Origin of the sequence: Flavobacterium zepuense (assembly GCF_007097145.1) — a bacterium.
In the GTDB taxonomy this organism is placed as follows: Bacteria; Bacteroidota; Bacteroidia; order Flavobacteriales; family Flavobacteriaceae; genus Flavobacterium; species Flavobacterium zepuense.
On the sequence record NZ_VJVZ01000018.1, the window covers coordinates 1 to 26,870 of the forward strand.

At 43.4% G+C, this 26,870-nt stretch carries 24 protein-coding genes; 9 read left to right on the forward strand and 15 right to left on the reverse strand.

Going from position 1 to position 26,870, the window contains the following annotated elements; all coding sequences use genetic code 11:
- Together FMM05_RS19845 and FMM05_RS19850 are read left to right on the forward strand one after the other, a co-directional pair.
- The coding region (locus tag FMM05_RS19845; RefSeq protein WP_143375169.1) for a T9SS type B sorting domain-containing protein at positions 1-1,251 on the forward strand (1,251 nt) is incomplete at its 5' end.
- A gap of 40 nt (positions 1,252-1,291) precedes the next feature.
- Positions 1,292-4,654, forward strand: coding sequence for a T9SS type B sorting domain-containing protein (locus tag FMM05_RS19850; RefSeq protein ID WP_143375170.1), 3,363 nt, complete (start codon positions 1,292-1,294; stop codon positions 4,652-4,654).
- A gap of 103 nt (positions 4,655-4,757) precedes the next feature.
- On the opposite strand, the gene FMM05_RS19855 is transcribed toward FMM05_RS19850, so the two are convergent.
- The 3 genes from FMM05_RS19855 to FMM05_RS19865 all read right to left on the reverse strand — a co-directional run bounded on the left by FMM05_RS19855 (position 4,758) and on the right by FMM05_RS19865 (position 9,276).
- Positions 4,758-6,779: a M43 family zinc metalloprotease gene (locus FMM05_RS19855; RefSeq protein ID WP_143375171.1), complete on the reverse strand. Its 2,022-nt coding sequence runs from the start codon at positions 6,777-6,779 to the stop codon at positions 4,758-4,760.
- 243 nt (positions 6,780-7,022) lie between these two features.
- Complete coding sequence (locus tag FMM05_RS19860; RefSeq protein WP_143375172.1) at positions 7,023-7,811, reverse strand: DUF3050 domain-containing protein; 789 nt, start codon at positions 7,809-7,811, stop codon at positions 7,023-7,025.
- A gap of 286 nt (positions 7,812-8,097) precedes the next feature.
- Complete coding sequence (locus FMM05_RS19865) at positions 8,098-9,276, reverse strand: acyl-CoA dehydrogenase family protein (RefSeq protein WP_143375173.1); 1,179 nt, start codon at positions 9,274-9,276, stop codon at positions 8,098-8,100.
- A gap of 154 nt (positions 9,277-9,430) precedes the next feature.
- Here FMM05_RS19865 and FMM05_RS19870 point away from each other — a divergent pair, with 154 nt between their 5' ends.
- A complete protein-coding gene (locus FMM05_RS19870; protein ID WP_143375174.1) occupies positions 9,431-10,315 on the forward strand; it encodes a carboxypeptidase-like regulatory domain-containing protein in 885 nt (294 codons plus the stop codon).
- Here FMM05_RS19870 and FMM05_RS19875 read toward each other — a convergent pair whose 3' ends face one another.
- The 3 genes from FMM05_RS19875 to FMM05_RS19885 all read right to left on the reverse strand — a co-directional run bounded on the left by FMM05_RS19875 (position 10,316) and on the right by FMM05_RS19885 (position 12,240).
- A complete protein-coding gene (locus FMM05_RS19875; protein ID WP_143375175.1) occupies positions 10,316-11,029 on the reverse strand; it encodes a tRNA1(Val) (adenine(37)-N6)-methyltransferase in 714 nt (237 codons plus the stop codon).
- A 123-nt stretch (positions 11,030-11,152) separates the two neighbouring features.
- Positions 11,153-11,683 carry a ribosome maturation factor RimM gene (gene rimM / locus FMM05_RS19880; RefSeq protein WP_143375176.1) on the reverse strand — a complete coding sequence of 177 codons (531 nt, stop codon included), beginning with the start codon at positions 11,681-11,683 and terminating at the stop codon, positions 11,153-11,155.
- 14 nt (positions 11,684-11,697) lie between these two features.
- The gene (locus tag FMM05_RS19885) at positions 11,698-12,240 is read right to left on the reverse strand and encodes a 30S ribosomal protein S16 (protein WP_143375177.1); all 543 of its coding nucleotides are present in this window, start codon (positions 12,238-12,240) and stop codon (positions 11,698-11,700) included.
- Between the two features lie 230 nt (positions 12,241-12,470).
- Here FMM05_RS19885 and FMM05_RS19890 point away from each other — a divergent pair, with 230 nt between their 5' ends.
- The 4 genes from FMM05_RS19890 to trxA all read left to right on the forward strand — a co-directional run bounded on the left by FMM05_RS19890 (position 12,471) and on the right by trxA (position 19,100).
- The gene (locus tag FMM05_RS19890; RefSeq protein WP_143375178.1) at positions 12,471-12,944 is read left to right on the forward strand and encodes a DUF6252 family protein; all 474 of its coding nucleotides are present in this window, start codon (positions 12,471-12,473) and stop codon (positions 12,942-12,944) included.
- A 180-nt stretch (positions 12,945-13,124) separates the two neighbouring features.
- A complete protein-coding gene (locus tag FMM05_RS19895) occupies positions 13,125-13,529 on the forward strand; it encodes an RNA recognition motif domain-containing protein (protein ID WP_143375179.1) in 405 nt (134 codons plus the stop codon).
- Between the two features lie 628 nt (positions 13,530-14,157).
- Positions 14,158-18,666 (forward strand): DNA polymerase III subunit alpha, encoded by a 4,509-nt coding sequence (gene dnaE / locus FMM05_RS19900; protein WP_143375180.1) that lies wholly within the window; start codon positions 14,158-14,160, stop codon positions 18,664-18,666.
- Positions 18,667-18,782: 116 nt separating this feature from the next.
- Positions 18,783-19,100 carry a thioredoxin gene (trxA, locus tag FMM05_RS19905; RefSeq protein WP_143375181.1) on the forward strand — a complete coding sequence of 106 codons (318 nt, stop codon included), beginning with the start codon at positions 18,783-18,785 and terminating at the stop codon, positions 19,098-19,100.
- 246 nt (positions 19,101-19,346) lie between these two features.
- Here trxA and FMM05_RS19910 read toward each other — a convergent pair whose 3' ends face one another.
- From FMM05_RS19910 to FMM05_RS19925, 4 genes are all read right to left on the reverse strand, one after another.
- Positions 19,347-20,126 carry a PH domain-containing protein gene (locus tag FMM05_RS19910; RefSeq protein WP_143375182.1) on the reverse strand — a complete coding sequence of 260 codons (780 nt, stop codon included), beginning with the start codon at positions 20,124-20,126 and terminating at the stop codon, positions 19,347-19,349.
- 50 nt (positions 20,127-20,176) lie between these two features.
- Complete coding sequence (locus FMM05_RS19915) at positions 20,177-20,548, reverse strand: MmcQ/YjbR family DNA-binding protein (RefSeq protein WP_143375183.1); 372 nt, start codon at positions 20,546-20,548, stop codon at positions 20,177-20,179.
- Positions 20,549-20,600: 52 nt separating this feature from the next.
- Positions 20,601-20,951, reverse strand: a complete 351-nt coding sequence (locus tag FMM05_RS19920; RefSeq protein WP_143375184.1) for a DUF4260 domain-containing protein — start codon at positions 20,949-20,951, stop codon at positions 20,601-20,603.
- 110 nt (positions 20,952-21,061) lie between these two features.
- Positions 21,062-21,820 carry a cyclase family protein gene (locus FMM05_RS19925; RefSeq protein WP_143375185.1) on the reverse strand — a complete coding sequence of 253 codons (759 nt, stop codon included), beginning with the start codon at positions 21,818-21,820 and terminating at the stop codon, positions 21,062-21,064.
- 79 nt (positions 21,821-21,899) lie between these two features.
- Between FMM05_RS19925 and FMM05_RS19930 the strand changes: the two genes are divergently transcribed.
- Entirely contained in the window at positions 21,900-22,802 is a 903-nt protein-coding gene (locus FMM05_RS19930) for an acyltransferase family protein (protein ID WP_143375186.1), read from the forward strand.
- On the opposite strand, the gene hemW is transcribed toward FMM05_RS19930, so the two are convergent.
- The 3 genes from hemW to ruvC are packed head-to-tail and all read right to left on the reverse strand — an operon-like array spanning position 22,799 to position 24,874.
- Complete coding sequence (hemW, locus tag FMM05_RS19935) at positions 22,799-23,926, reverse strand: radical SAM family heme chaperone HemW (RefSeq protein ID WP_143375187.1); 1,128 nt, start codon at positions 23,924-23,926, stop codon at positions 22,799-22,801. The genes FMM05_RS19930 and hemW overlap by 4 nt on opposite strands.
- Before the next feature lie 24 nt (positions 23,927-23,950).
- Positions 23,951-24,292: a cupin domain-containing protein gene (locus FMM05_RS19940; RefSeq protein ID WP_143375188.1), complete on the reverse strand. Its 342-nt coding sequence runs from the start codon at positions 24,290-24,292 to the stop codon at positions 23,951-23,953.
- A gap of 27 nt (positions 24,293-24,319) precedes the next feature.
- Positions 24,320-24,874 (reverse strand): crossover junction endodeoxyribonuclease RuvC, encoded by a 555-nt coding sequence (ruvC, locus tag FMM05_RS19945; protein WP_143375189.1) that lies wholly within the window; start codon positions 24,872-24,874, stop codon positions 24,320-24,322.
- Between the two features lie 23 nt (positions 24,875-24,897).
- Between ruvC and FMM05_RS19950 the strand changes: the two genes are divergently transcribed.
- The gene (locus FMM05_RS19950) at positions 24,898-25,863 is read left to right on the forward strand and encodes a lysylphosphatidylglycerol synthase domain-containing protein (RefSeq protein WP_143375190.1); all 966 of its coding nucleotides are present in this window, start codon (positions 24,898-24,900) and stop codon (positions 25,861-25,863) included.
- On the opposite strand, the gene FMM05_RS19955 is transcribed toward FMM05_RS19950, so the two are convergent.
- Together FMM05_RS19955 and FMM05_RS19960 are read right to left on the reverse strand one after the other, a co-directional pair.
- The gene (locus FMM05_RS19955; protein WP_143375191.1) at positions 25,844-26,320 is read right to left on the reverse strand and encodes a hypothetical protein; all 477 of its coding nucleotides are present in this window, start codon (positions 26,318-26,320) and stop codon (positions 25,844-25,846) included. The genes FMM05_RS19950 and FMM05_RS19955 overlap by 20 nt on opposite strands.
- A gap of 98 nt (positions 26,321-26,418) precedes the next feature.
- Positions 26,419-26,796, reverse strand: a complete 378-nt coding sequence (locus FMM05_RS19960; protein WP_143375192.1) for a winged helix-turn-helix transcriptional regulator — start codon at positions 26,794-26,796, stop codon at positions 26,419-26,421.
- Between the last annotated feature and the right edge of the window lie 74 nt (positions 26,797-26,870).

Below are 26,870 nucleotides of genomic sequence, written 5' to 3' on the forward strand. Positions count from 1 at the left end.
ATTACCTACTACCTTGACATGGCAGCCTACACAGCAGGAACAGCCCTGCCGCGCATGTACACCAATACCGTACAGAGCCACCAGCAGATCGTTGTACACGTAGTAAACGATGTAACAGGTTGTGAGAACGTAACGACAATGGACCTTTATGCCGAGCCGCAGGCACTGGCCAACCCGGTAACGCAAGGCACACTGGATACGTACTTTGACCTTTGCGACACGGTAGGGGCGAATGACGGCATCATTACCTTTGACCTTACCCAGGCCACAGCCGATGTAATAGGCAGCCAAACGCCGGCAACCGACTACACGGTAACCTACTATGAGACCGAAGCCGATGCGATAGCAGGCACCAATGCGATAGACACCACGGTGCCGTATACCAATACCACCCCATATGCACAAACGATATGGGTGAGGATCATCAACAACACGACCATCACAGGCTGCCCGAGCATCATTAGCTTCCCGCTTGTAGTAGAGCCGTTATCAGAACCGGTAATTACCACACCGGGTAACAACGACACCGTGTGTATCGACTTTAAGACAGGAAGCAACCTGAGCACACTGACACTTGACAGCGGGGTGGCACCGAACGGCCACACCTACCAGTGGTTCAAGGACGGTATCGCGATACCGGGCACCGGAACGACAGACGACAGCACGTATGAGGCGCTGGAAGCAGGCAGCTACACCGTACAGGTAACAGGCCCTGCACCGAACTTCTGCGTATCGCAGATGTCGGCACCGTTCGTAGTACTGGAATCAGGCCCTGCAAGCCCTATAGGCCAGGGGTATGTAGTAAGCAATGCCTTTAGCGACAACCAGACCATCACGGTACTGGTAGAAGGCTACGGGGAGTACCAGTACAGCCTGGATGGCGGGCCGTGGCAAAATTCTAACGTATTTACAAATGTATCGCTTGGGGCACATTCGGTAGTGGTGCGCGATTTTTCCGGTGCTTATAGCTGTGGCGAGCTTACACTTAACAGCATTACAACCATTGGTTATCCGCATTTCTTTAGCCCTAATGGCGACAGCGAGCATGAAACCTGGAATGTTATTGGCCTTACAGATCATATTGTGTTTATATACGATCGTTATGGTAAGCTCATCAAACAAATAAGCTCTGATGGCAAGGGTTGGGACGGTACTTACAACGGGCGCAACCTTCCGGCTAGCGATTATTGGTTTAGCATTCAGCTTAAAAATGGCGATGTAATAAAGGGGCACTTTTCATTATTACGATAAAAATAAGTGCTAAATTTGATACTGCTATTCCCTTATTTCCATGAAAAAAGTTGTCCTTGCTATACTATTGTTGTCCTGCCTCCACATTTTTGCACAAAAAGAGGCTAACAACTGGTATTTTGGCAGACAGGCGGGCATTCATTTTTTAGACGATGGCTCGGTACAAATACTTACCGGAAGCCAAATGGATACTAATGAAGGGTGCAGCTCCATGTCAGACACTAACGGTAACCTCCTTTTTTATACCGATGGGCGTACCGTATGGGATCGTAACCATATTGTAATGCCTAACGGCAACTATGCGGCGGGAACAGGACTTTTGGGCGACCCGTCCAGCACACAGTCGGGTATCATCGTACCAAAAAAAGGCGACCCTAATATTTACTACATATTTACGGTAGACGAGCCGCACCATACCAATGCATCGGTATACCCAAACACGTACACCGGCGAATATGAAGAGGCAAACGGCCCGCAAACCATTCCTGAAGCCGACGACGGACTTAATAATGGCCTTAATTATTCGGTGGTAGATCTTTCTTTAATCGGCTCGAATGGCAGTATTGGCAACGTTACCATTCATAACCAGCCGCTTTTAACCTACGATCCTGCCAATATAGAGGAGGCAAAATACAAGTGTTCGGAAAAAATTACCGCGGTAAAAAACTTTAGTGGGTCGGGTTACTGGGTGGTAACTCATTTTATAGATAAGTTTTATTCGTTTTTTATAGATGGCACCGGTATTACCACCACTCCGGTTATATCGCAACTCTTGCCTGTAGTGCCTACATCGGGTTACCGCCGTAACTCTATAGGATGTATTAAAGCATCGCCAGATGGTAACTATATTGCCATTGCCCACCAGCAAATGGGAACCCTTACGGGAGAAACCGACACTAACGGCACCGTATACCTTTATAATTTTGATAGCGCAACCGGGGTGGTATCTAATCCTCTAATGATAAAGAGTAATTGCAGGCCTTACGGACTGGAATTTTCACCCATGGTTAAAAAGCTGTATGTATCATATGATAACCTGTCAGGGTTTGGAGGCGTGCACCAATACGATTTAGAAGCTGCTAATATTCCTGCGGCAGATGTTTTAGTGGCCAATACCACCGGGGCGGCAACCATGCAGCTGGGGCCAAACGGAAAAATTTACCGAGCCGTAAACGGGAGCGAAAGTTTAGATGTCATCAACAGCCCCGAAGAGACCGGTATCCTTTGCGATTATGATATTGGCGGGGTACAACTGGAAAGTGGCAGGATCGCCATATTTGGGCTTCCACCGTTTATAACGTCTTTGTTTTCGGCAAATATATTGGTTGAGCATACCTGCCTGGGCGATGTGACCGAGTTTTCATTAAATGTGAGCAATACCTTCGATTCGGTTTCCTGGAATTTTGGCGATGGCAGTGCAGCATCTACACAAACAAATCCACAGCATACCTATGCTAATACGGGCATATACAATGTGGTGGCAACCATAACCCGCGAGGGAGAAACATCAGTAGTGAACAGAAATATAACCATTTATGCGATGCCGGTTGCTAATGCAGTACCCGATATGCTGGAATGTGATCCTGACAATAACGGTATTGCCCAGTTTAACCTTTCACAGCAAACCTCAGTATTGTTAGGTTCGCAAAATGCAGCCACGTTCGAGGTACGCTATTTTACAACCCAGGCTGATGCCGATACCAATACACAGTTTATTACTGGCACATCGTTTACCAATGCCTCAAATCCGCAAACTTTATATGCGCGGATATATCATAAAGATAATCCTGCATGTTATGCCACAACCTCGTTTCTGCTTAATGTGAGCAATACTCCCGTTATGGGAACAACAGCTTTTGCCCTATGCGATGATGATCTTGACGGCAATGATGCTAATGGGCGTGCGACTTTTGACCTTAATATCATAACTGCACAGTTGTTTCAGGGTACGGGTTTTACAACCACGTATTATGCCACTGAGGCTAATGCCAACGCGCAAACCAGTCCGCTCCCTGTTAATTATTACAATACAACACCTAATATGCAAACCATTTATGCCCGTATTGTAAATAACGCTTTTAGCGGATGCTTTACTATACAGCCTGTAACTCTTACTGTAAACCCATTGCCAGCAGATGTTCAGACTGCTGCACTTGTGCAATGCGACATGGGTGTAGCACCCGATGGTATTACCCAGTTTAACCTTACGCAGGCTGATAGCCAGTTCACGGCGAATGACCCTAACCTTACAGTAGCTTATTATTCTTCCGATTCGGATGCTCAAAATAATACTAACCTTATCACGGGGGCATTTACCAATACTGCAACTTTGCAGGTAGTAACTGCCAAGGTAAGCAACACCCAAACGGGTTGTTTCAGGATTTTGCCGCTGACACTCCAGGTAAATGTAAATACGGTCACGGATATTATAACCTTGGAGCGTTGTGATGACGACGGTACCGAAGACGGCATAGCACAGTTTAACTTGGCTGATGCAGGTTTGGAAGTTCCTGGAACTGCAGTTGCATATTATGTTTCAGTTCAGGATGCCCTTATGGAAGAAAATGCGGTACCGGTTAACTATTTTACAACAGCACCTAACCAACAAACCGTATACGCCCGCATTGAGACCAACAACGATTGTACCGCCTTGCGTGAAATACAACTTTTTGTGCGGCCATTGCCGGATATTGAAGTGGCCGATACCGGTATTGTATGCCTTAACACCAAAGAATTTATAACGCTTGATGCCGGGATTTCGGGATCGCAATACACGTATTTATGGTCTAACGGATCCATATCAAGCAGTATCATGGTAAACCAACCGGGTATTTATACGGTTATGGTTACTGATAATACGTATACAACGCTGTGCAGTAAATTACGCACCATTACTTTAGCGTCATCTAACGTAGCGATAATTGATACTATAGTAGTGGAAGACCTTAGGGATAACAATACAGTAATGGTGGTTGCATCGCCTACGGGCAATGTGCCTACTACATATTCCTATAGCCTTGATAGCCCCAACGGGCCGTGGCAGGAGTCGCCTTATTTTGAGAATGTAGAACCCGGTATACACACCTTATATGTTTATGATGATAACGGCTGTGGTATTGTGCACGAGCAGGTGGCTGTGCTTGCCATACCCAAATTCTTTACCCCTAACGGCGATGAGTCGCACGATTACTGGAGCATTACGGGGCTTAACGGCGCGGCTTACTACAACAGTAAATTATTTATTTACGACCGCTATGGTAAACTTCTAAGCGATATTGACCCACAAGGCCCCGGATGGGATGGTACTTATAAAGGACATAACCTGCCAAGTACTGATTACTGGTTCGTGCTTTCCCTTACCGATGGCAGGGTTGTAAAGGGACATTTTTCAATGGTGCGGTAGCTTCAAAGTCGGGAGACTTTGCGGAGCCAATAGAAACTTTGCAGAGCTAAAACAAAAACCCCGGCAATGCCGGGGTTCCCTATTCTTAACTAACGGTATAGAATTAGTATTTAATAAACTGAAGTGTTTGGCTTTCGCTGCCACCGTTTAGTTTTATAAAGTACACACCGTTTGCATACCCTGCAATGTTAAATGTCTGGTTGTTGGTGTTTATTTTGCCTGCATCCATTACCTGGCCTAAGTTGTTATAGATAGTGTAGCTCTCCGGCAGGGTAGTGCTTTGAGGTACTGCAATATTTATAATACTATTAGATGGGTTAGGGTAAAGTTTAATGGCTTTACCTGCAACTATCGGGTTGTTAGTGCCTAATGTAGAAGTGACTCCAAAGTAAGACATTTCAACGTAATCAAAGTCGCCACCTTCTGCAATAAGTTGGCCGTCGGCAGTTTTAACCTCATAATAGCCTTCGCCATTGGCACAGCAAATACCGTTTTGTCCATTATCTACAATAAGGAAAGCATAACAGCCGGTTTCATCAATATCAACTGTTTGTGTATAGGTTGTATTGCTTTCATATTCACCACCATTGTAAACAAATACATCGTCCTGGTTTTCATCCAGGATAGCCCATAGTATTTGGTTAGGATTGTTATCAGTGTGTATAGTTACAACAACCTGCTGTGTAGCAAAGTTACTTATCCTGAATGTTTCGGTTTTTGCATCATTTAACGGCGTGGCATCGGCTTCACCATTAATTGTGACAATAGCATAGCTAAGGGTGTGGTTACCACCGGCCGCTGTAATTTGAGGCAGTGCAACAATAGCACTTTCGCCGGTTGCAAGGCTGCCTTCCCAGTTTATTGTGGCAGGCGTTTCATCATCTACGTTATAGCTTATTGTAGCTGTTGTAATGGCGTTGGTACCCGAGTTATGAAGAACGATCTCCGGAGTAGCTTCAGAGCTTGTACATGCAAGATTTAGGTTTTGTATGTATAATGAGCCATCATTATCATAAACCGTACCCGGCGTACATGAATTTGACGTTGCCAAGCCCATCCTTCTTGGTGAGTTATCTAAAACCGTCCTAATACGCGTCTTTTGGTCTTGTGTGAATATGTTAAGGCAGGTATCATTAGTGTAATCCATGTAATTTTGCCACATATCAAGGCCGGGGCTGTTAGTGCAGGAGTCTTCGTCATCGCCTGGGCATGGGCCCTGGTGGGCAGTAAGTGCAACAGGGGTGTCGGCACAGTAATCGGTACCGCTACAGTTATTGGTATCACCCCAAATGTGCCTTAGCCCTAAAAAGTGGCCCATTTCGTGCGATAATGTCCTTCCTAAATTTCTGCCCGGCATGTAATAGCCTTCCGGATAAATTTCCTGCGATCCAAAACATTTTGCTTCAGCCAAGATACCATCGGTGTTTGCGGTGGTTAACATGCTTGGGTCTACAAGGCCGTCAAGCCCTGAGTCGATTGGGAATTGTGAGTAGCCGTAAACCTCGAATGAAGCCTGAAGCGTTATAAGCTTAAACGTCCAGATGTTAATGTATTTTTCAGGATCCCATTGTGTCTGGGTTTTAATTTCTTCCGCTTGGGCAAGGTCGAAACCAAGGGGGCTTTCATTAAACATGGTAATACGGTCGATACCGTTTGTAGCCAAGCCGTTAGGGTCTCTTTGGGCAAGGCAAAACTCAATTTCAACATCAGCGCCTGCATCGTTGGTATTAAAGCCATTTGTTCCTGCCATCCTCCTGTAATCCTGGTTAAGTACCGTGATTTGAGACAGGATCTGCTCATCTGAGATATTTTCTTCAACACCTACCGGGCCGCCGTTGTGTATAACGTGTACTACTACAGGTAAAGTAACAACCTGGTCCTGGGTGCCCAAGCCCGACTTTAATAGTTTTTTGGCGGCAATTTTTTGCTCCATCCATTGCTCAAACTGCGCTTTAGAGTGTTTGCCTGCATTGTTTTGCTGCAATATGCTTTCATACTCGGGGGTAGCACACTGTAATGGTTCTAACGTTTTTCCGAATTTTTTTGGCTGGTCCTGCGCCTGTGCGCCAAGGCAAAAAAAGCCGGCGGCAATAAAGATGCCCGCCTTTGTTGTAATTTTTTTCATAAGGTAATTTTACTAATTGCTATGGCCGCTAATATACATGCAAAATTGTATACTTGAAAAATAAATACTGTTGAAACACCTTTAGTTAAAGGAGTTTTAAAGCCAATGTATAAACGGCATACGGTTTAATATAGCAAAGTTGCGTTATACCCACTTTAAAAAATTGTAAAATTGGGACAAAATAAAAATCCCCTGAAAAAAACTTTTCAGGGGACAGGAAATAATAGTTTGTGTGCTAACTTATTATGATATAGGCTCCAGGTTATGGTGCAGCATATTTTCTTCTATGGCATCCCAAAGGGCTATCCTTTTTTCTAATGCCTGTTTAGATATTTCTTCTACCTCTTTCCACTTTTGGTCATCGCCGCCGCAAAGCTCTACCACCATTTGCATAGCCATAGGGGCGTGCTCATCGGCATCCAGCTCTATGTGCCTTTCAAAGTAATAGATAAGCTTGCTCAGGTCGGCATCCGGGAAATTTTCCTGAAAGTTCCTTAATATCTCGGTAAACATGCTTGGTATAAGGTCTTCGCGGCCAAAAGTGAATGCAGCGGCAATTTCGTGCGGGCGGCCTTCTTCAATTACCCTAAAGGTAAAATTCAGGAACGCTTTAATATCGTCGTGCAGCTTGCTGTGCTTAATAGATACAAAAATGTTTTGGGTGGCTACCACATCATCTAAAAATGCGCCAACCTCGTTAACATCGGCACCCAGGGCTTTCATAGCATCTACATACATTTCAAAATGGCTCTGCCTGTTGCCTTCAAGGTTAATATCGGTTTCTTCGGCAAGTACGATCTCGTTTATAAGGTACCTGATCTCCGGATTGCCTACCGGTAACCACGGAGTAGAAGTGCAGGTTAGTTTTGTTTGAAGCGCCTTTAACAGCGACATAAAATCCCACACGGCATATACATGCCCTTGCAGGAAGTGCTTTAGGTCTTCTACAGTTTTTACCCTACCGTATAATGAGTGTTGTAACAGTTGCTCCCTTTGGGGGGTTAGAATACTGTTGATGGTAGCTGTGTTCATAGCAATAATTTTTACAAAATTAGGAAAGCTTTGCTTTAAAAGGAAGCTTGTTAATTGTTTTTATCGATACAAAAATAATGCCTGACTATTTAAAGTATCATCATTTTTTAAACGCAGAATAATAACAATTATTTAAAGCTGCTTTATTTATTATACGCATGCGCTCTCTAAAAGGTTCATTAAATAAAACTTAAACTATCATAAAGTTTACAAAGGCATGCAATAAAAAAGAGGTTACCGCACTGCTGCCAATAACCTCTTTAAGAACTATAAATGTATTTGTTTGTTATTTAAAGGCTGCAAAACCGGTAACATCCATACCTGTTATAAGCAGGTGGATATCGTGCGTACCCTCGTAGGTTACAACACTTTCCAGGTTCATCATGTGGCGCATGATAGAGTATTCGCCGGTAATACCCATACCGCCCAGCATCTGGCGTGCATCTCGGGCTATGGTTAAGGCCATATCTACGTTATTACGCTTTGCCATAGATATTTGTGCGGTAGTGGCTTTGCCCTCATTACGCAAAACGCCAAGCCTCCAGGTTAGTAGCTGCGCCTTGGTAATTTCGGTAATCATCTCGGCCAGTTTTTTTTGCTGAAGCTGTGTAGCCCCAATAGGTTTATCAAACTGTATGCGTTCTTTGCTGTATCTAAGTGCCGTATCGTAGCAATCCATAGCGGCACCAATGGCTCCCCATGCAATGCCGTAACGTGCCGAATCTAAACAGCCAAGCGGAGCGCCAAGCCCTGATTTATTAGGCAGCAGGTTTTCTTTAGGAACCTTAACGTTATCAAAAATAAGTTCGCCGGTAGCCGATGCCCTAAGCGACCATTTGTTATGCGTTTCGGGGGTTGTAAAGCCCTCCATGCCGCGCTCTACAATAAGCCCGTGTATCCTTCCGGATTCATCTTTAGCCCATACCACAGCAATATCTGCAAAGGGGGCATTGCTTATCCACATTTTGGCACCATTTAAAAGGTAGTGGTCGCCTTTATCTTTAAAGTTGGTAATCATACCGCCCGGGTTAGAACCGTGGTCGGGTTCGGTAAGGCCAAAACAGCCCATAAATTCGCCACTGGCAAGTTTAGGCAGGTATTTAACACGCTGCTCTTCGCTGCCGTATTTCCAAATAGGGTACATAACTAACGATGATTGTACCGATGCCGTACTGCGAACGCCACTATCGCCACGCTCAATTTCCTGCATTATAAGTCCGTACGAAATCTGGTCAAGTCCCGCGCCGCCATATTGTTCAGGTATATAAGGGCCAAAAGCGCCAATATCGGCAAGGCCTTTAATGATCTGCTTAGGGAACTCAGCTTTTTGGGCATACTCCTCTATAATAGGCGATACTTCGCGCTTAACCCACTCACGGGCAGCGTCGCGCACCATTTTGTGCTCTTCGGTCAGTAATTCATCAAGGTTATAGTAATCCGGGGCTTGAAAAAGATCGGGTTTCATTGTTTTTTTGTTTTGACAGAAGCAAATGTAAATAAGAAATCTAACAAATCAATAAAATATTGTTGTATTTTTTATCAAAAATTGAATTACCCGTAATGGTTTTGATAGAAGGTAACTTTTTGATTAATATTGGCTTTACTATTAAACCCACCTTATGAAATTTTTATATACCCTTGTTCTTGGATTTGCCTGCCTTACTGTCAATGCACAAAACCTGATTGTTTTAGATGCCGCAACAAAGCAGCCCGTGCCTTTTACGTTAGTTACGGCAATACTCAGGGGAGAGCCGGTTTCCCGGGACTATTGTAACCAGGACGGTACACTTACCGTTAGTGTAAAAAACTACGAGATGCTTCAGTTTTCCTGCCTGGGGTATAAAGAGGTTGTAATTAAAAAGTCAGACGTTGGTGCCCAGGTTTTATTACAGCCCGATGCTTTTGAGCTTGATGAGGTAGTAATATCAGGCAAGACTGATGTACTTACCGTGGGCTATATTGATAATAAGAAGCTAAACTTTAGCGGCACGGCGGCAGGTTTCCAGGATGCGGTTTATATTCCTAACACATTAGGTAGCGCTACTACTATAAAGTCGTTTTTGTTTAAAATTGTAAAATCTAAAAACCGTTTTGCCTACAGGCTCCATTTTTATAAACCATCGTTAATAGCGCATACTCCCGGCGAAGAGATTACACACGATAATATTATTGGTTTTATAGAAAAAGATGCTAAGGGCCTAACGGAACTTGATCTTTCGGTGTATGCGGTAGAATTTCCTTTAGAAGGTGTATATGTAAGTATTGAGGGGCTTGGTACCTGCGATGCGAACGGAACAATTACCGAAACCAAAAAAGATGCCTTTATTACTTATGAAACGTTTAGGACTGCCGAACCTATTTTTTGCCACCAGCCCGAATTTTTTATTAAAAATGGATGGATAAACGAAAACGAGCGCATTATAAGAGATTTCGAGTACATGAAAGAACCGGTACCTAAAGATGCATTGCGTGCACCGTCGTTCGGGCTTAAAGTGTACCGATAGTTACATCTTTAAATAAAAGTCTTTAGTAAGGGCGGTATATTTGGGGGTGTAGTCATGGCGCGCCAGTTCAATTGCCAGTTCATCAATTGCAGGTTCGCTATCGTTGTTGCGATTAAAGGCTATCAGGCTGCGTATAACAGCACTTTGCGGCGTGCCCTTTACATGAGTAATTTTAAACGGATACAAGCCTTCTTGTGCAGCTAAGGCAATAAAATTTTCTTCTTCCTTAAACGGGATGATAACGCAAAACACACCTTTTTCAGATAACAATATTCCTGCTGCTTCGGTCAGGTCTTCAAAAGGGAGCGATTCGGTAAAGCGGGCTCTATCGCGCTGCTCGTTGCCACTGGTGTAATCTTCAGTGTAAAAAGGGGGGTTACTAATAATAAGGTCGTATTCATCCTCGGGCTCCTCCATAAATTCATCCAGCCCGGCGTGGTAGCAAAACAGGCGGTCGCCCCATGGTGAATTTTCAAAATTATCTACAGCTTGCTCGTAAGCAGCGTCATCAATCTCTAAAGCATCAATCTGTTCGGCACCGCTGCGTTGCGCCAGCATAAGGGCTATAAGGCCGGTGCCTGCACCAATATCTAATATGGAGTAGGGGTGGTTATCTAACGGGGTCCATGCGCCAAGCAAAACACCATCGGTGCCCACTTTCATGGCACATTTATCCTGTTGAATGCTAAAGCGTTTGAATTGGAATTCAGACATTAAGATTACTGGATTTTAGATTGTTAGAAATCAGATAATAGATGATAGACGGAAGATGTTAGAAAGATACTGTAATAATGCAGAACTTTAAAAAAAACATGAAACTTTAAACCTGAAACTAATTTAAGCGTTTAGGTAAAGGTCTACTAACCCTTCGGGGGTATCAAGTATAATTTTTTTATTGTCGCGGTCTACCTTAACAATAAAATGGTCTATCATGGGTACCAGTATCTCAATGTCGCCTTTTTTAATTTCAAAAAGTGCCTGAGATGAGGTGTCGTTAATGCCTACTATGGTGCCTATATCGCCCAGTCGCTGGTCTTGGGCTGTAAAGCCTATAATTTCGTGAAAGTAAAATTTATCGCCTTCCAGCTTGGGCAGCATGGTTAACGGCAGGTAAACTTCGCAGCCTAAAAGGCCGTCGGCAGCTTCATCAGTATCTACATCCTCAAACTTTATCCTCAGGAATTCGTTTTTATGGATGGAACTTTGCTGAATAAAAAAAGGAACCAGGTGTTTGTGTACTTCCACAAACACCGATTCCAAATTTTCGTACTCCCCCGGTTCATCGGTATCCAGCCAGGCCAGAACCTCACCTTTGTAGCTAAATTTTTTGGCGATCTTGCCTAAATAGAAACAATCTTCTTTACGCATGGCGCCCTTAAAAATTATGCTTGGGTTTCTTCTGTGTTCTCTTCCGTAGTTGTTTCCTCTGCAGCTTCTTCAGCAACAGGAGCGTTAGCGGCAGCAAGATCGGCTTCAGCCTGTTTTGCAGCAGCAATACGGTCTTCGTTTACTTTTTTCTCAGCTTCAAGTGCTTTTGCTTTTGCATCGGCTTTAGCTGTAGAAAGATTGTCTTTTTTAGCATCTACTTTGCCTGATTTTTCATCAACCCATTGAGTAAATTTAGCATCTGCCTGCTCTTGTGTAAGGGCACCTTTACGTACACCGCCATCAAGGTGGTGTTTAAGTAAAGCACCTTTGTAAGAAAGGATAGCTCTTGCAGTATCGGTAGGCTGTGCACCATTGTGCAGCCACTGTACAGCGCTGTCAAGGTTTAGGTCTATCGTTGCAGGATTAGTGTTTGGATTGTAAGTTCCTAATTTTTCAAGAAATTTACCATCTCTTTTAGAGCGCGCGTCTGCGGCTACTACCCAGTAAAAAGGTTTTCCTTTTTTACCATGTCTTTGCAGTCTGATTTTTACAGGCATAATCTAAGATTAAATTGTGGGGTTCCCGACCCCGATTAATTAAGCGTGCAAATATATAAAACTTTCTAACACTAATAAGGTAAAAACGCCATTTTATGATTTTTTGTGTTGTACATATTTCAAAATATGAAATTTTCTTGTGATTTATTTCTTTTTGATTAGGATATATTCCATAAAAAACTATTTTTGTCGTTGTAAAATTTTGATTTACCCCTTCTAACAAAATAATAATGAAAAAGATTTTATCGCTTTTGGTGTTGCTGGCTGTTTTTACTTCGTGTGAAGAAGATGTAAAATTTAATACCCCTGCTGTCCAGGCGCTCAAAAACAATGAGTTATGGAAAGCTGATAATTTTACAGCAACAGTAGGCCCTAACGGCCTTACGGTAGAAGCTACTTTTGGGTTTGAGACCGTTGTGTTAAAAACGGCGGGTGTTAACCCAAATGGTACATATAACCTTGGGGTAAACAATAGTAGTGTGGCATCTTATACCTTAGATGTAGATAGCCAACTTACCGAAGAATACAGGACCGGTGCCAATATGGGCAGCGGGCAGATTAAATTAACACCGGCAGATACTGATTTTGCAGCAGGGTATGTTACCGGCACCTTTTATTTTAGGGCGGTTAGCGAAAGTGGCGAAGAGGTGTACTTTCAAAATGGGGTGTTTTACAGAGTGCCCGTAACAGGTACGCTTGAGTAAAAAAATACTATAATTAAAGGGTGTAGTTTAGCATTTGGGAGCTTATAAATATTAAAATTTTATTAAATAAAAATAAAAGGCAGTTTTATAATTAAATAAGTTTACATTTGTAGATGTCTGCAAATGAGTGTAGCAGGCGCGAGAACAAACACTAAAAACAATAAATAATCAGTTTTATATATGAACATTTTCGTGGGAAGCCTTCCGTTCAGCTTGAACGAGGCAGATTTAAGAGAGTCTTTTGAGGCTTATGGACCGGTTGATTCGGTAAAAATTATTACCGATAAATTTACCGGTAGAAGTAAAGGTTTTGGTTTCGTAGAGATGCCGAATGAAGAAGAAGGCCAAAAGGCTATCGACGAACTTAATGGTGCTACTGTACAAGGTCGTGCTATTGTAGTAAACAAATCTGAGCCAAGACCAGAAGGCGGCGAAAGAAGAAGCTTTGGTGGTGGTAACAGCCGTCCGGGCGGATTTAACAGAGACAACAACCGTAGTGGCGGTGGCGGTGGAGACCGTGGCGGTTACAACCGTGGCGGAAACAGCGGCGGTGGTGGAGACTACAACCGTGGTGGCCGTTACTAATTATAATAAAGGTTTTTACTAAATTATAAAGAGTTAAAGAAAAAACCATCCTTCGGGATGGTTTTTTTATGCCTTGTAGCGACGTATTAAACGCGTCTTTAAACATTGCCCAAATCTTTTTCTATCATTGTAACGGTATTTATAGCTCAAATATTTAATTTTTAACCACAAAGGCACAAAGCTGTATAAGTTCAATAGTCACGAAGTACGCAAAGGCAACCATCTAAAGATGGGAGTACACAAGGCTGAAGTTATCAGAGACCGGAAGCAATATCCACAAAGCCTTGTGTTCTTTGTAACAACAAAGTTGTCTTACGGTGTCCTCATAATTTGATTAAAACTTTGTGATCTTTGTGCTTATATCATTATAAAGACTTAGTGCCTTTGTGGTAAGTTTAATAGGATGCAGCTCCCTTCTCCTTCAGAGAGGGGATTGGGGGTGAGGACCATGTTTTAAGACGCAAAGCATTGCGTCGCTACTTATAAACATATTTATTATATATATCTTTAAACAGGACTTATTCCCTGTTGATAAATGCATTTTTACGTTTGTTTAAAATAGCGTATTTTTGATGCAGGCCTCCTAAAGCCTTTCTGTTTATAAATTTCTATAAAAATCCATAGTTGTATGTACCTGATTTTTGACACTGAAACAACCGGATTACCCAAACGCTGGGATGCCCCGATTACCGATACCGATAACTGGCCGCGCTGTATACAAATAGCATGGCAGCTGCACGACGAAATGGGCGCGCTTATAGAACACCAGGACTACATGGTACGGCCTGATGGCTTTAATATACCCTATGATGCCGAGCGTATACACGGTATCTCTACCGATCTTGCCCTGGAGCAGGGGCTTCCGCTTAGTGAAGTGCTGGAAAAATTTAATGCTGCCCTTAGCAGGTCTAAATTTATAGTAGGCCAAAATGTAGGGTTTGATGTTAACATTATGGGCAGTGAATTTCACCGCCATGGTGTAGAGTCTCCGCTTGCTGTAATGAAAGTGCTGGATACCTGTACCGAGGTTACGGCCGAGCTTTTAAGGCTTCCCGGAGGCCGTGGTGGTAAGTTTAAGCTGCCTACGCTAACCGAGCTGCACCAGTACCTTTTTAACCAGCCGTTTTCCGAAGCCCACAATGCCACTGCCGACGTTGAAGCTACCACACGCTGTTTCCTGGAACTTGTTAAGAGGGAAATATTTACTAAGGAGGAGCTGGACGCATCACCAGCCTATTTTAACGATTTTAAAGTTGCAAACCCGCAACCTATACAGCTTATAGGGCTTAAGCACATTAACCTTAAGCAGGCCAGCGAAGAGGTGCGCAAGCGCCTTGAAAAACTTAAAGGTGCCGAGGCGGTACATACCACCGGCCCTTCGGTTGAGTACGACCTTAAAGATGTTGATTTTGTGCACCTGCACAACCATACGCAATTCTCGGTGCTGCAAAGTACCATCAGCGTGCCCGACCTGGTAAAGGCGGCCGCCAAATATAAAATGCCTGCCGTTGCCATGACCGATCATGCCAACATGATGGGGGCCTTTCACTTTGTGAGCAATGTGCTTAACCACAACAAAGCGGCAGAGGCGAAAAACAAAGCAGCTGTTGAGGCTGGCGAAGAACCTACAGAGGTTACTATGAAACCTATAGTAGGTGTTGAGTTTTTTGTGTGCGAAGACCATAAAGACAAATCACGTAAAGATAACGGATACCAAATTGTACTATTGGCCAAGAATAAAAAGGGTTACCACAATTTGGCAAAAATGTCGTCTATTGCCTATACTGCCGGGTTTTATTACGTACCCAGGATCGATAAAAGGGTAATAGAGCAGTATAAGGAAGACATTATGGTGCTTTCGGGTAACCTGTATGGCGAAATTCCCAATAAGATATTAAACATCGGTGAAAACCAGGCTGAAGACGCCCTTTTGTGGTGGAAAGAACAGTTTGGCGATGACCTGTATATAGAGCTTATGCGCCACGGCCAGGAAGACGAGAACCGTGTAAACGATACCCTTGTAAAACTGGCCCGTAAGCACAGCGTTAAGCTGGTGGCTACCAACAATACCTACTATGTAGAAAAAGCCGACTCGCACGCCCACGATATTTTATTGTGCGTAAAAGACGGCGAAAAGCTTGCCACCCCAAAAGGGCGTGGGCGCGGTTTCCGTTTTGGGTTGCCCAATAACGAATACTACTTTAAACCGGGCGACGAAATGAAATCCCTGTTTAAAGACCTGCCGGAAGCTATAGCAAACATTCAGGAAATTGTAGATAAAGTAGAGGCCTACTCACTGTACCGCGATGTACTGTTGCCTAAATTTGGTATTCCGGAAGAGTTCCTCGTTGCAGAAGACAAAGAAGACGGCGGCGTACGCGGCGAGAACAACTATTTGCGCGACCTAACCTATAAGGGTGCGGAAAGGCGCTACAAAATTATTACCGATGACATTCGCGAACGCCTTGATTTTGAATTAAAGACCATTGAGAACTCCGGTTACCCCGGTTACTTTCTTATTGTTCAGGATTTTATTGCCGAAGCGCGTAGTATGGGGGTATCGGTAGGGCCGGGCAGGGGGTCGGCGGCGGGTAGTGCAGTGGCCTATTGCCTTGGCATCACTAACATAGACCCTATTAAGTACGATTTGCTTTTTGAGCGTTTCCTTAATCCGGACAGGGTGTCCATGCCCGATATTGATATCGACTTTGATGATGAGGGCCGTGGCCGCGTTATGGATTACGTTATCAATAAATACGGTGCCAGCCAGGTAGCGCAAATTATTACCTACGGTACCATGGCGGCAAAATCATCCATCCGTGATACCGCCCGTGTACTGGACCTCCCGTTGTTTGAAGCCGATAAAATAGCCAAGCTTATACCTAACCTTAAACTGGCCAAGATATTCAGTTTAGATACCAATGCGCTTAAGGCAGCATTGCGATCTGAAGAATATGAAAAGGTGGTAGAGCTTATTGCCATGGCCGGCGGTGCCGACCTTACCGGCGAGACCATACAGCAGGCAAAAGTGCTTGAGGGCTCGTTGCGTAATACGGGTATCCACGCCTGTGGGGTTATCATTACGCCCGATGATATTACCAACTTTGTTCCGGTTGCGGTAGCGAAGGATTCTGACCTGTATGTTACCCAGTTTGATAACTCGGTGGTAGAGAGCGCAGGGCTGCTTAAAATGGACTTCCTGGGGTTAAAAACACTAACCCTGATTAAGGATACCGTTAAGCTGGTGAAATATAAAAGAAACATCGATCTTGATCCGGAGGAATTCCCCATCGATGATGTAAAAACATACGAGCTCTTCCAGAGGGGAGAAACGGTAGGGGTATTCCAGTACGAGTCGCCCGGTATGCAAAAGTACATGAAAGACCTTAAGCCTACCGTATTTGCCGACCTTATTGCCATGAACGCCCTGTACCGCCCGGGCCCGTTAGAGTATATTCCCAGCTTTGTAAGGCGTAAAAATGGCGAGGAAGAAATTAAATACGACCTTGATGCCTGCGAGGAATACCTTAAGGAAACCTACGGTATTACCGTGTACCAGGAGCAGGTGATGCTACTATCGCAAAAGCTGGCAGGCTTTACAAAAGGTGAGGCCGATGTTTTGCGTAAGGCAATGGGTAAAAAGCAAAAAGACGTACTGGATAAGATGAAACCCAAATTTGTGGCACAGGCTGCAGAGAAGGGGCATAACCCGGCTACGTTAGAGAAGATATGGAAAGACTGGGAGGCGTTTGCAAGTTACGCCTTTAACAAATCGCACTCTACCTGCTATGCGTGGGTGGCCTATCAAACGGCGTATTTAAAAGCCCATTACCCGGCTGAATATATGGCGGCAGTACTTAGTAACAACATGAACGATATTAAGCAGGTAACGTTCTTTATGGAAGAATGTAAGCGTATGGGCTTGCAGGTACTGGGACCTGATGTTAATGAGTCGTTCTATAAATTTACGGTTAACGACAGCAATGCGGTGCGTTTTGGTATGGGCGCTGTAAAAGGCGTGGGTGCCGGTGCGGTGGCAACTATTGTAGAGAACCGTAAGAGTGCCCCATACAAATCGATATTTGACCTTGCCAAGAGGCTGGACCTGAGGGCAGCCAATAAAAAAGCGTTTGAAAACCTGGCGCTTGCCGGTGGGTTTGATTGTTTTGATACCACGCACCGTGCGCAGTACTTCCACATGGATAACAGCGAAAATATTACCTTTTTAGAGAAGGCAATACGCTACGGGTCTAAGTTTCAGGAAAATGAGAACTCCAGCCAGGTAAGCCTTTTTGGCGAGGCCAGTGAGGTGCAAATACCGGAACCCGTTGTACCACCCTGCGATGAGTGGAGCACGATGGAAAAGCTTGCCCGGGAAAAAGAGGTGGTGGGTATTTACATATCGGGCCATCCGCTGGACGATTATAAATTCGAAATGAAATATTTTTGCAATGCCAGGCTCGATGCGTTAAAGAACCTTGAGCAGCATGTAAATAAGAACCTTAATTTTGGCGGCATCATAAGTAACGTGCAGCACAAGGTAGCTAAGAACGGCAAAGGCTGGGCATCGTTTATGCTGGAGGGCTATGATGAAAGCCACGAGTTTAGGATATATGGCGAGGAGTACCTTAAATTCAGGCACTTTTTGATAAGCAGTAACTTTACGTATATGAAAGTTATGGTGCGCGAAGGATGGACTAACCAGGAAGGTAAAAAAGGCGAGCCGAGATTGCAGTTTATTGCCATACAATACCTTCAGGATGTGCTGGCGGCCTTTGCTAAAAAGCTCATCATCCAGTTTAATGTGGCCGATTTGCAGGAGCAGCTCATCAACAACCTGTTTACCTTATTTACAGGCAACAGGGGCGATAACCAGGTAACTTTTGAGGTTATGGAACTGGAAAAAGTTAAAAGGCAGGTAGAGGTGGCGGCAACAGTAGCTGTGGCAGAGTCGGCTGATGATATGGAAGAAGGCGAATTTGATGAGGTAGCCATAGCCGATAACATTATGACCGATGTGGAAGATATCCAGGTGGTTACCAAGCTTTCTATGCCAAGCCGTAAGTTAAAGGTTAAAATTTCTACCGAACTTTTGCATGAGCTTGACAGGCTGCAAGTTAACTTTAAATTAAACTAAAAATAGCTTTTAATTATGCCTGTATAGCCAAAAGCAATGGGTTTAACTTTATATTTAGATTATAATTATTAATTTTGTTAGCACAATTACTATAAACAATAACATACAAAAATATTATGGCACAAGCAATAACCGATGCTACTTTTGAAGAATTAGTATTGAAATCAGATAAACCCGTATTAGTAGATTTTTGGGCAGCATGGTGCGGACCATGTAGAATGGTAGGCCCGATCATTGAAGAAATAGGTCATGAATATGAAGGTAAAGCCGTGGTTGGTAAAGTAGACGTAGATGCTAACCAGGAATTTGCTGCTAAATACGGCATTAGGAACATCCCTACTGTATTGGTTTTCCAAAACGGTGAGGTTGTAGGTCGCCAGGTAGGCGTTGCCCCTAAACAAACGTACACTAACGCAATTGATGCTTTACTATAACAAGTAAAAATAATGATCCTGAGGTTTTAGGATCATCCAAAATAAAAAAGTCCGGACATATGTCCGGACTTTTTTATTTTATGAGGGTCTGTGTCCTTCGGAAAAAGATTGTTGAGATTCTTCACTACGCTGCGCTACGTTCAGAAACCTAACGAAGTGGTTCGGCGAAGCCAATGACATGAGCTTAGCAGTACTTCATCGCGAGGCACGAAGCGATCTCACTCGGGAGACAACTCCTTCATGCAACTACAAATGCGCTAGTATTTCCTTTTTATAGGCATCATACTCACCTTGCAGTATCAAGCCGTTATCCAGCAGTTTTTTATAGTTCTGTAGTTTATCAAACAGTTCTTCTTTACTTAACGCTGCCAGTCCTTCTTTAGCTGCCGGTGCGGCAGGTTCAGGTGTTGGGGCAGGGGCTTCGGTATAAACAGGAGCCGCAGAAGCCTGTGGCATAAAGTCGGTAAAGTCGTTAACCTCTTCAGTTTCCATTTCCTCGATCTCTTCTTCAATAGCCTGTGGTTCTTCAATTACAGGAGCAGAAGGATCCGGGATTAAGGTTGGTGCTGCAGGTGCAGCAGGCTCTTCAACAACAGGTGTAGCAGGTGTAGGTGTAACAGGTGCCGGACCTTCTTTTAAAAGCTCCAGTTGCTCTTTGGCAAAGGTGTATATTTTACGTGCCTGTGTTTTAGGTATATAATCTATAGAAACGGTAATATCTGTATTGGTGGTAAACGAAAATTCAGATCCCAATATATTCTCCTTTACAAAAGCGCCGCTGATAAGGCTCCACGGATAATCGGTAAAATCCATAGAGAGCCCAAGGTTTTTAGGCTTGCACATAATAATGCGCTTGTTGGTTAGCACAATACTATCAGGAAAAACAGTAATGGCAGGCTTTTTCTGAACGCCTATATAGCCAACTTCCTCATTTTTCATGAGCAGGTCGCTTAGTTTAGAGGTTATCTTTTCTATGGCCTTTGGGTCCTGCTCCTCGTTAAGGAAATTCTTGATATGCTCTTTCATAAATTAAAAAGTAATTGAAGTTTCAAAGTTACCAAAGTGGTTTTAATTTCCTAATTATCTTTATGCAAAATTTCGTCGCGAAGCTTTTTTGTCAGGCTGTTAAACACCAGCTCGTAGGAGTGGTCTATAAGTTCGCGCAACAGCTTAACAGGTATATCGCTGTTAATGGTTACGGTGTTCCAGTGCACCTTGCTCATGTGGAAGCCCGGTTGTATGCCCTCATACTCCTCCCTAAGTTCGATGGCACGTTCAGGGTCGCATTTTAGGTTAACGGACGCTTCGCCTTTTTCCCACTTTGCTAAAGACGATAAAGCAAACATCTTACCACCTACTTTAAACACCAACGTGTCTTCATCAAACGGAAAATGTTCGGTCACTCCTTTTTTAGAAAGGCAGTATTCGTAGAAATCGGTTATAGTCATACAGTCTTAAAGTTATAAAGTCGAAAGTCTTAAAGTTAAAGCACAGGAGAGATTATTTACCTATTTCGCCCAGGTGGGTAAACTTAAATCCGCGTTCATATTTAAGCCCGTAGCCAAAAAGGCGGTCCATGCTGGAATGTGAAAACAATATAACTCCCGCGAGTTGCAACGCTGGCTGGTTAGTATAAATGCCTGCAATATATAATGCAATAGCCACACCCTTGAGATGCGCAAAGTTGTATGCCCTGGCACCGGTTTTATTGCCAAAAGCGTAGCCAATCATAGAAATATCAGGAGCTAATAACAGCGCGGGAAACCACCACCACACAAACGGCAGCAAGCTAAACAGGTAAATGCCTAAGCCTAACATGGCTGCTTCTTCCAGTTGAATGAGGGTTTTCAATGTTTAAAGTTTTTTAAGTCGTAAAGTCATAAAGTTGCAAAATGGCAGAGTCGAAAGTCTTAAGGTCAAAAGTTTCAAAGTTGCAAAATTCATTCTAACCATCCAAAAATCTAATTATCCAGCAATTTATACAAAACCGGCTTACTTGGGCTGGCATCATTTTCAAAACTCGCTATTTGCAGGTTCAGTATATAGGTACCATCAGTTACGGCATCGGGTATAAAAACCATTTCGGTTATGGTGGCGTTTTGCCTTGCATCGCTATTGAGGGAGTTAACATCAGTAACATTCCAAAACGCTTTGTGCGCGAGCAGCAGGCCTTCGTCTTTTTCTTTATCTACACTTGGCAGGTCTATAAGTAAATGATCTATACCGCTTTCGCGGATAAACGCAGCTGCCTCATGGTGCAAATACGCCGGATTGCTGTGGCTGTAGTTCTTAAACTGCTTAGTGGCGTCATTTGGTAGTGTTCGGATAATGATAGCCTTAACCTGCTTACCACTAAGAGCCGACTCTATCTGTGCTTTGGTAACAATAAGGTCATCTCCCTGAACTTCCGGTTGTATGGATATTACCTCTGCCATAAAAAAGAACGTTTTTAATGCCTGGTTAATGCTGTAAAAATCTTTAGTTATGTGGCCTAAGCATTCGGTATGCGTACCGTGCGCGTGCGGATTAAAGAAAATGTTATTGAAATTAGTAGACGACCCCTGGCCGACCTTACCTATCCAGCTACCCATGGTAACAGGTTCTATAACCGGCTGCTCTAAGTACCAGGCAATTGGGTTAAGCCCATTACCCGTTAAGGGCAATGATATATCTATAGGCTCGTTAAGGTTTACGGTATGGTTATTTATGGTTGCCAGCATTTGTTTTATTTTTTACAAAATAAAACAAATAGTCTGTTAATTAATAAAATCTGTGTATTATTGTTTTTAAACTATTACCATGCCCCAAACTGCAAAAGGAACTAATTATTCTATTGAATTTATGAGGATTGCAGGCGTAATCCTTATAACTTTTACGCATATAAAACATAATTACACTGCCGGTATACCTTATTTTATACTGGAAACCCTGCCTAAATACGGCACATTAATACTCTCTGTAATATCGGGCTACCTGTTTTATTCCTATCGCAACAGCGATAATTTATTGAGCAAAAAAATTAAGAGTTTGTTAGTACCTTACCTTATTGCTAACTTGCTTGTAGTGGTGCCTGTTGTTTGCCTTTACCTTTTAGGGTACAATTACCTGGGCAGGCTGGATTACAATTATAAACTGATAACCGATGGTATTTTAGGCATTGATAATGTTCCTGTAAACCCACCTACTTACTTTATACGCGACTTGTTTGTTGTTTTTTGCATTATAGCGTTGTTTAAAAAGGATTTACGCGGACTGGTAGTTATTGCCGTATTTTTTGTTTTTGGCAGTGTACTGTTACGGCCTTTTATAGCCTACTTATTTGCTGCGGGATACCTTATTAAGCAATTCTCTGTAGATGAAGATAATAAACGCTATGCAAATATAATAGGCATTCCGTTGCTTATTGCCAGTTTTTTCTTTTTTACCGATCGCGAATTATACCGTTATTTAATTGCCCTGCTGCTGTTTATAAATATAGTGGGGCTTAAATTTAAGTTTGTACACACCGGCGCCTTTACCTACATGCTGCACTTGTACCATGCCCCGGTAATTGTATTTTTATACCCTTTATTGCACCTTTTGCATCTGCCGCCATGGGCTGAGGCCCTGTTACAGATAGCTCTTGCCATAGCTTTATGCTCTGTGCTTTTTGGTATTGTAAAAAAACTAAAACTGGGTTTTGTTGTAGGCAACCGGCTTTAACTCACATAAAACAAATCGCTTGCAAGGCCATCGGCAAGGAACTTTCCTTCGCGGGTGGTTTTAAGAGTATCATTTTCAATGCTTAGAAGTCCCTGGGCAATGTAGTTTGCGGCTTCCTGCAAAAGGTATATTTTGTATAGTTGGCCAAATTCAGCCTCAACCCTGCTTATAGATACCCCCCAAATGGTGCGTAACCCCGTCATAACATACTCATTGTAATGGTCGGCTATCGTAAGCTTTTCTTTTTCTGACGGAAGCCTGTCTTCCTGGATGGCTTTAAGATAGAGCGCATTATTGGCTATGTTCCAGCTGCGGTGTATGCCATCATAACTGTGTGCCGATGGGCCTATGCCAATATATTTTTTACCCAGCCAGTAGGCGGTGTTGTTTTTAGAGAAATACCCTTCTTTGCCAAAATTGGAAAGCTCATAGTGCACAAAGCCCTTCTTTTCAAGCGTGTCTACAAGCAGCATAAACTGTTCCTGGGCTACTTCATCGCTGGGTTGTGCAATGGCACCGCTTTTTACAAACTTGTACAGGGCGGTTTTAGGCTCTAAGGTTAGGGCATAGCTGGAAATATGCGGCACCCCAAATGCCAGTGCCTTGTTTACGTTTTGCAGCCAGCGCTCGTTGCTCATGCCGGGCGTGCCGTAAATAAGGTCGATTGATATGTTGTTGAAGTGCTTAACCGCTTCGGCAATGCAGGCCTCGGCCTGTAGGGCGTTGTGGGCGCGGTTCATAAGCTTAAGGTCTTCCTCAAAAAAGGACTGGATGCCTATGCTTAAACGGTTAATGGGTGAATTTGATAATTCGGTAATACGGGAGGGCGATAAATCATCAGGGTTGGCTTCCAAAGTTACCTCAGGATTTTCGCCAACGGTATAGTTTTGGTAAACGGCCTCTATAAGCAGTTGTATCTCGCTGTTGCTTAAAACCGAAGGTGTACCGCCGCCAAAGTAAATAGTTTCAACCGTCTGGCCTGCAAATTCATCTTTTCGCATGGCGATTTCTTTAGCAATAGCTGCCACCATTTCGTCCTGCTTTTTCATGGATGTGGAAAAGTGAAAATCGCAGTAATGGCATGCCTGCCTGCAAAAAGGGATGTGTATGTAAATGCCTGCCATGCGGCAAAGTTACAACCTTTTGGGCTACTTTAAAAAGTCTTCGCGAATGGGGCTGAATGAATCTATAAGCATACCTGCCTCTAAACACAATACGCCATGCCAGATGTTTGGGGCAGCGTAAAAAACATCACCGGTTTGTAATACCTGCACGTCTCCGTTTACGGTAACCTCAAATTTACCCGATGCCACATAACTGGTTTGCGAATGGTAATGCTGGTGCAGCACGCCTACAGCGCCCGTTTCAAAAGCAACCTTTACGGTCATTAGGCTAACATCGTAGCCGGTTATCTGGCGTTTAACGCCTTCGCCTACGGTTTCCCATTCGTTTTCGTGTTCCCTAAAAAATGCACCCGATCTTATTTCCATAACTGTTATAGTGTGAGTTAGTAGCTGTTACTTTTTAACCCTGTCGTCGTTTTGTTTTACAAAAGCATCCCAACCGGAATAACTCTTGGCACCCACAACCTTGCCCGAATTAAAAAAATGGCAAACTGCTGCGGCAAGCCCATCGGTACTGTCCAGGTTTTTAGGCAGTTCTTTAAGCCCTAACAGTTGTTGCAGCATTTTTGCCACCTGCTCTTTACTGGCGCTACCGTTGCCGGTAATTGCCATTTTTATTTTTTTTGGTTCGTATTCGGTAATGGGTATCTGGCGCGACAGTCCCGCCGCCATTGCTACGCCCTGAGCCCGGCCCAGCTTGAGCATACTTTGCACGTTCTTGCCAAAAAATGGGGCTTCAATGGCAATTTCGTCGGGGTGGTGGGTGTCTATAAGCTCAATGGTGCGCTCAAAAATTACCTTAAGCTTCATGTAATGATCGTCGTACTTATTAAGTATAAGCTCGTTAAGCTGCAAAAACTGCATGTTCTTGTTTACCACCTTTATGAGTCCGAAACCCATAATGGTAGTGCCGGGGTCTATGCCTAATATAATACGCTCGTTTGCCAATTTAATTTCTTTACTTTTGCAGCATGGTAGCACTGCAGGGCAAAGCTAAACAATTCCTCGTTTTTATTGCTAAACTTTTAGTGGTAGGCGGCGCATTTTATTTTATATACGACAGGATAGCTAACGACGACAGCCTGCAATGGCAGCGCATTACCGATGCTGTTGCCCAAAAAAATTCCGGCTGGCTTATTTTTGTCATATTGCTGCTCACGATCCTGAACCGTTTTTTTGAAATACTCAAGTGGCAAAACCTCGTTCAGTCTTTCAGGCAACTCTCTTTTGCCGGGGCAGCCGAGCAGGTACTGGCCGCCGTTACCGCAGGCATATTTACCCCTAACGGTATTGGTGAATATGCTGCTAAAGCCCTGTATTATAAAAAGGACCAGGCAAAGCAAATTGTTTTTTTAAACCTTATTTGCAACGGCATACAAATGGTTATTGCCATAGTAGCCGGCCTTGCGGGCTTGTTGGTTTTTAATGCTCTGTACAGCGTTATTCCTACTGGGTTGTTGCTCATTATTATTGGAGGGATCGCGGTGCTTGTAGCGGCTGTATTTGCTTCCCGTAAAATAACCATTAAAGGCTACTCCCTACAATTACTTTTTGAAAAGATAAACGAAATACCCAAAACCATACACCGCAAAAATATACTGCTGGCTACCGGGCGTTACCTAAGCATCATACACCAGCATTACTTTATCTTTTTAGCCTTTGGAGTTAATCTGCCGTACCCAGTCATGATAAGTGCTATTGCAGGGGTATACTTTTTAGGGTCGTCTTTACCTAACTTTCAGTTTTTAGATTTTGCCGTGCGTGGTAGTGTTGCCGTGTTTTTCTTTGGCAGGCTGGGCGTAACGGAATGGATTGTGATATTTGCCGCTACATTACAATGGCTGCTTAATATAGTGCTGCCGGTAAGCATTGGGAGTTATTATGTATTCAGGTTTAAGTCAGAAAGAGCAACTGATACTACTTTACATCAAGAATAACGGGCAGTATAAACTGGGTGGCTACAGGTACGCCTTCTTTTTGGGCAGGTTCAATCTTTGGGAAATCTACCAGGCGGGCTTTAATAATACTGTCAATTTTAGCAGTGTCATAGCCCACGCTGTCTACAGGCAGTTGCGGTTCAAATTTTAGGGTTGCATCGGGATAAACGGTAACCTTAACCTGTATGGTATCAATTTCCGGATACAGGAGAGCAATAGTATCGGTATCCAGCTTTTCCTGTACCAGGCGTGTCATGGCGCTAAAAAAGCATTCTTTTTTAAGGGCCTTATCGGTTATCACATCGCACTCCGCTAATGATGGGTAGCTGCTTACCTCTTTCCAGTTAATTTCTTTTAGGCGTTGTTTCAACAGTTCGTTCTCATTGGGTACCTGCTTGTCAAAATACTGGCAGGAGCCAAAAAGGAACGGAATCGCTAAAAGGGTTATTTTTTTCATTAAATCTTGGAAATACCGTTACTACGGACACCCAAAAATAAGGAAAATTTATTTAGCAGGGAAAATAGGGGTTACAGGCTTAAAATCCTGGCAAGACCTCACTCAACAATAATTGGACTTTTCTCCCCTACAATTTCCTTGCGGTGTACAATTCCCCAATCGGTAAGGTTAGTAATTATGGTTTGCAGCGTATCGCCATGCTTTGTAAGTTCGTACTGAACGGTTATGGGCTGCGTATCTAAAACAGTTCGTTTTACCAGCTGGTTTATCTCCAATTCCTTTAATTCTTTGCTCAGCATCCGGTTAGAAATTCCGTTTACATCATTCAGAATATCAGAAAACCGCCTTTTGCCATAACAGCAAATAGATGAGATAATTGCAATTTTCCATTTGCCGTTAAGCACGTCCATTGCATCCTGTACGGCCCGCATCCTTTTCTTTTGTTCCTGCTGAAATTCTTCTATTTTACACCCCATAATGTTACTTGGTTACACCTGTGTTACTGTTATTTTACAGCACAAAGTTACTAAAAATAACTTAGCCGCTATAC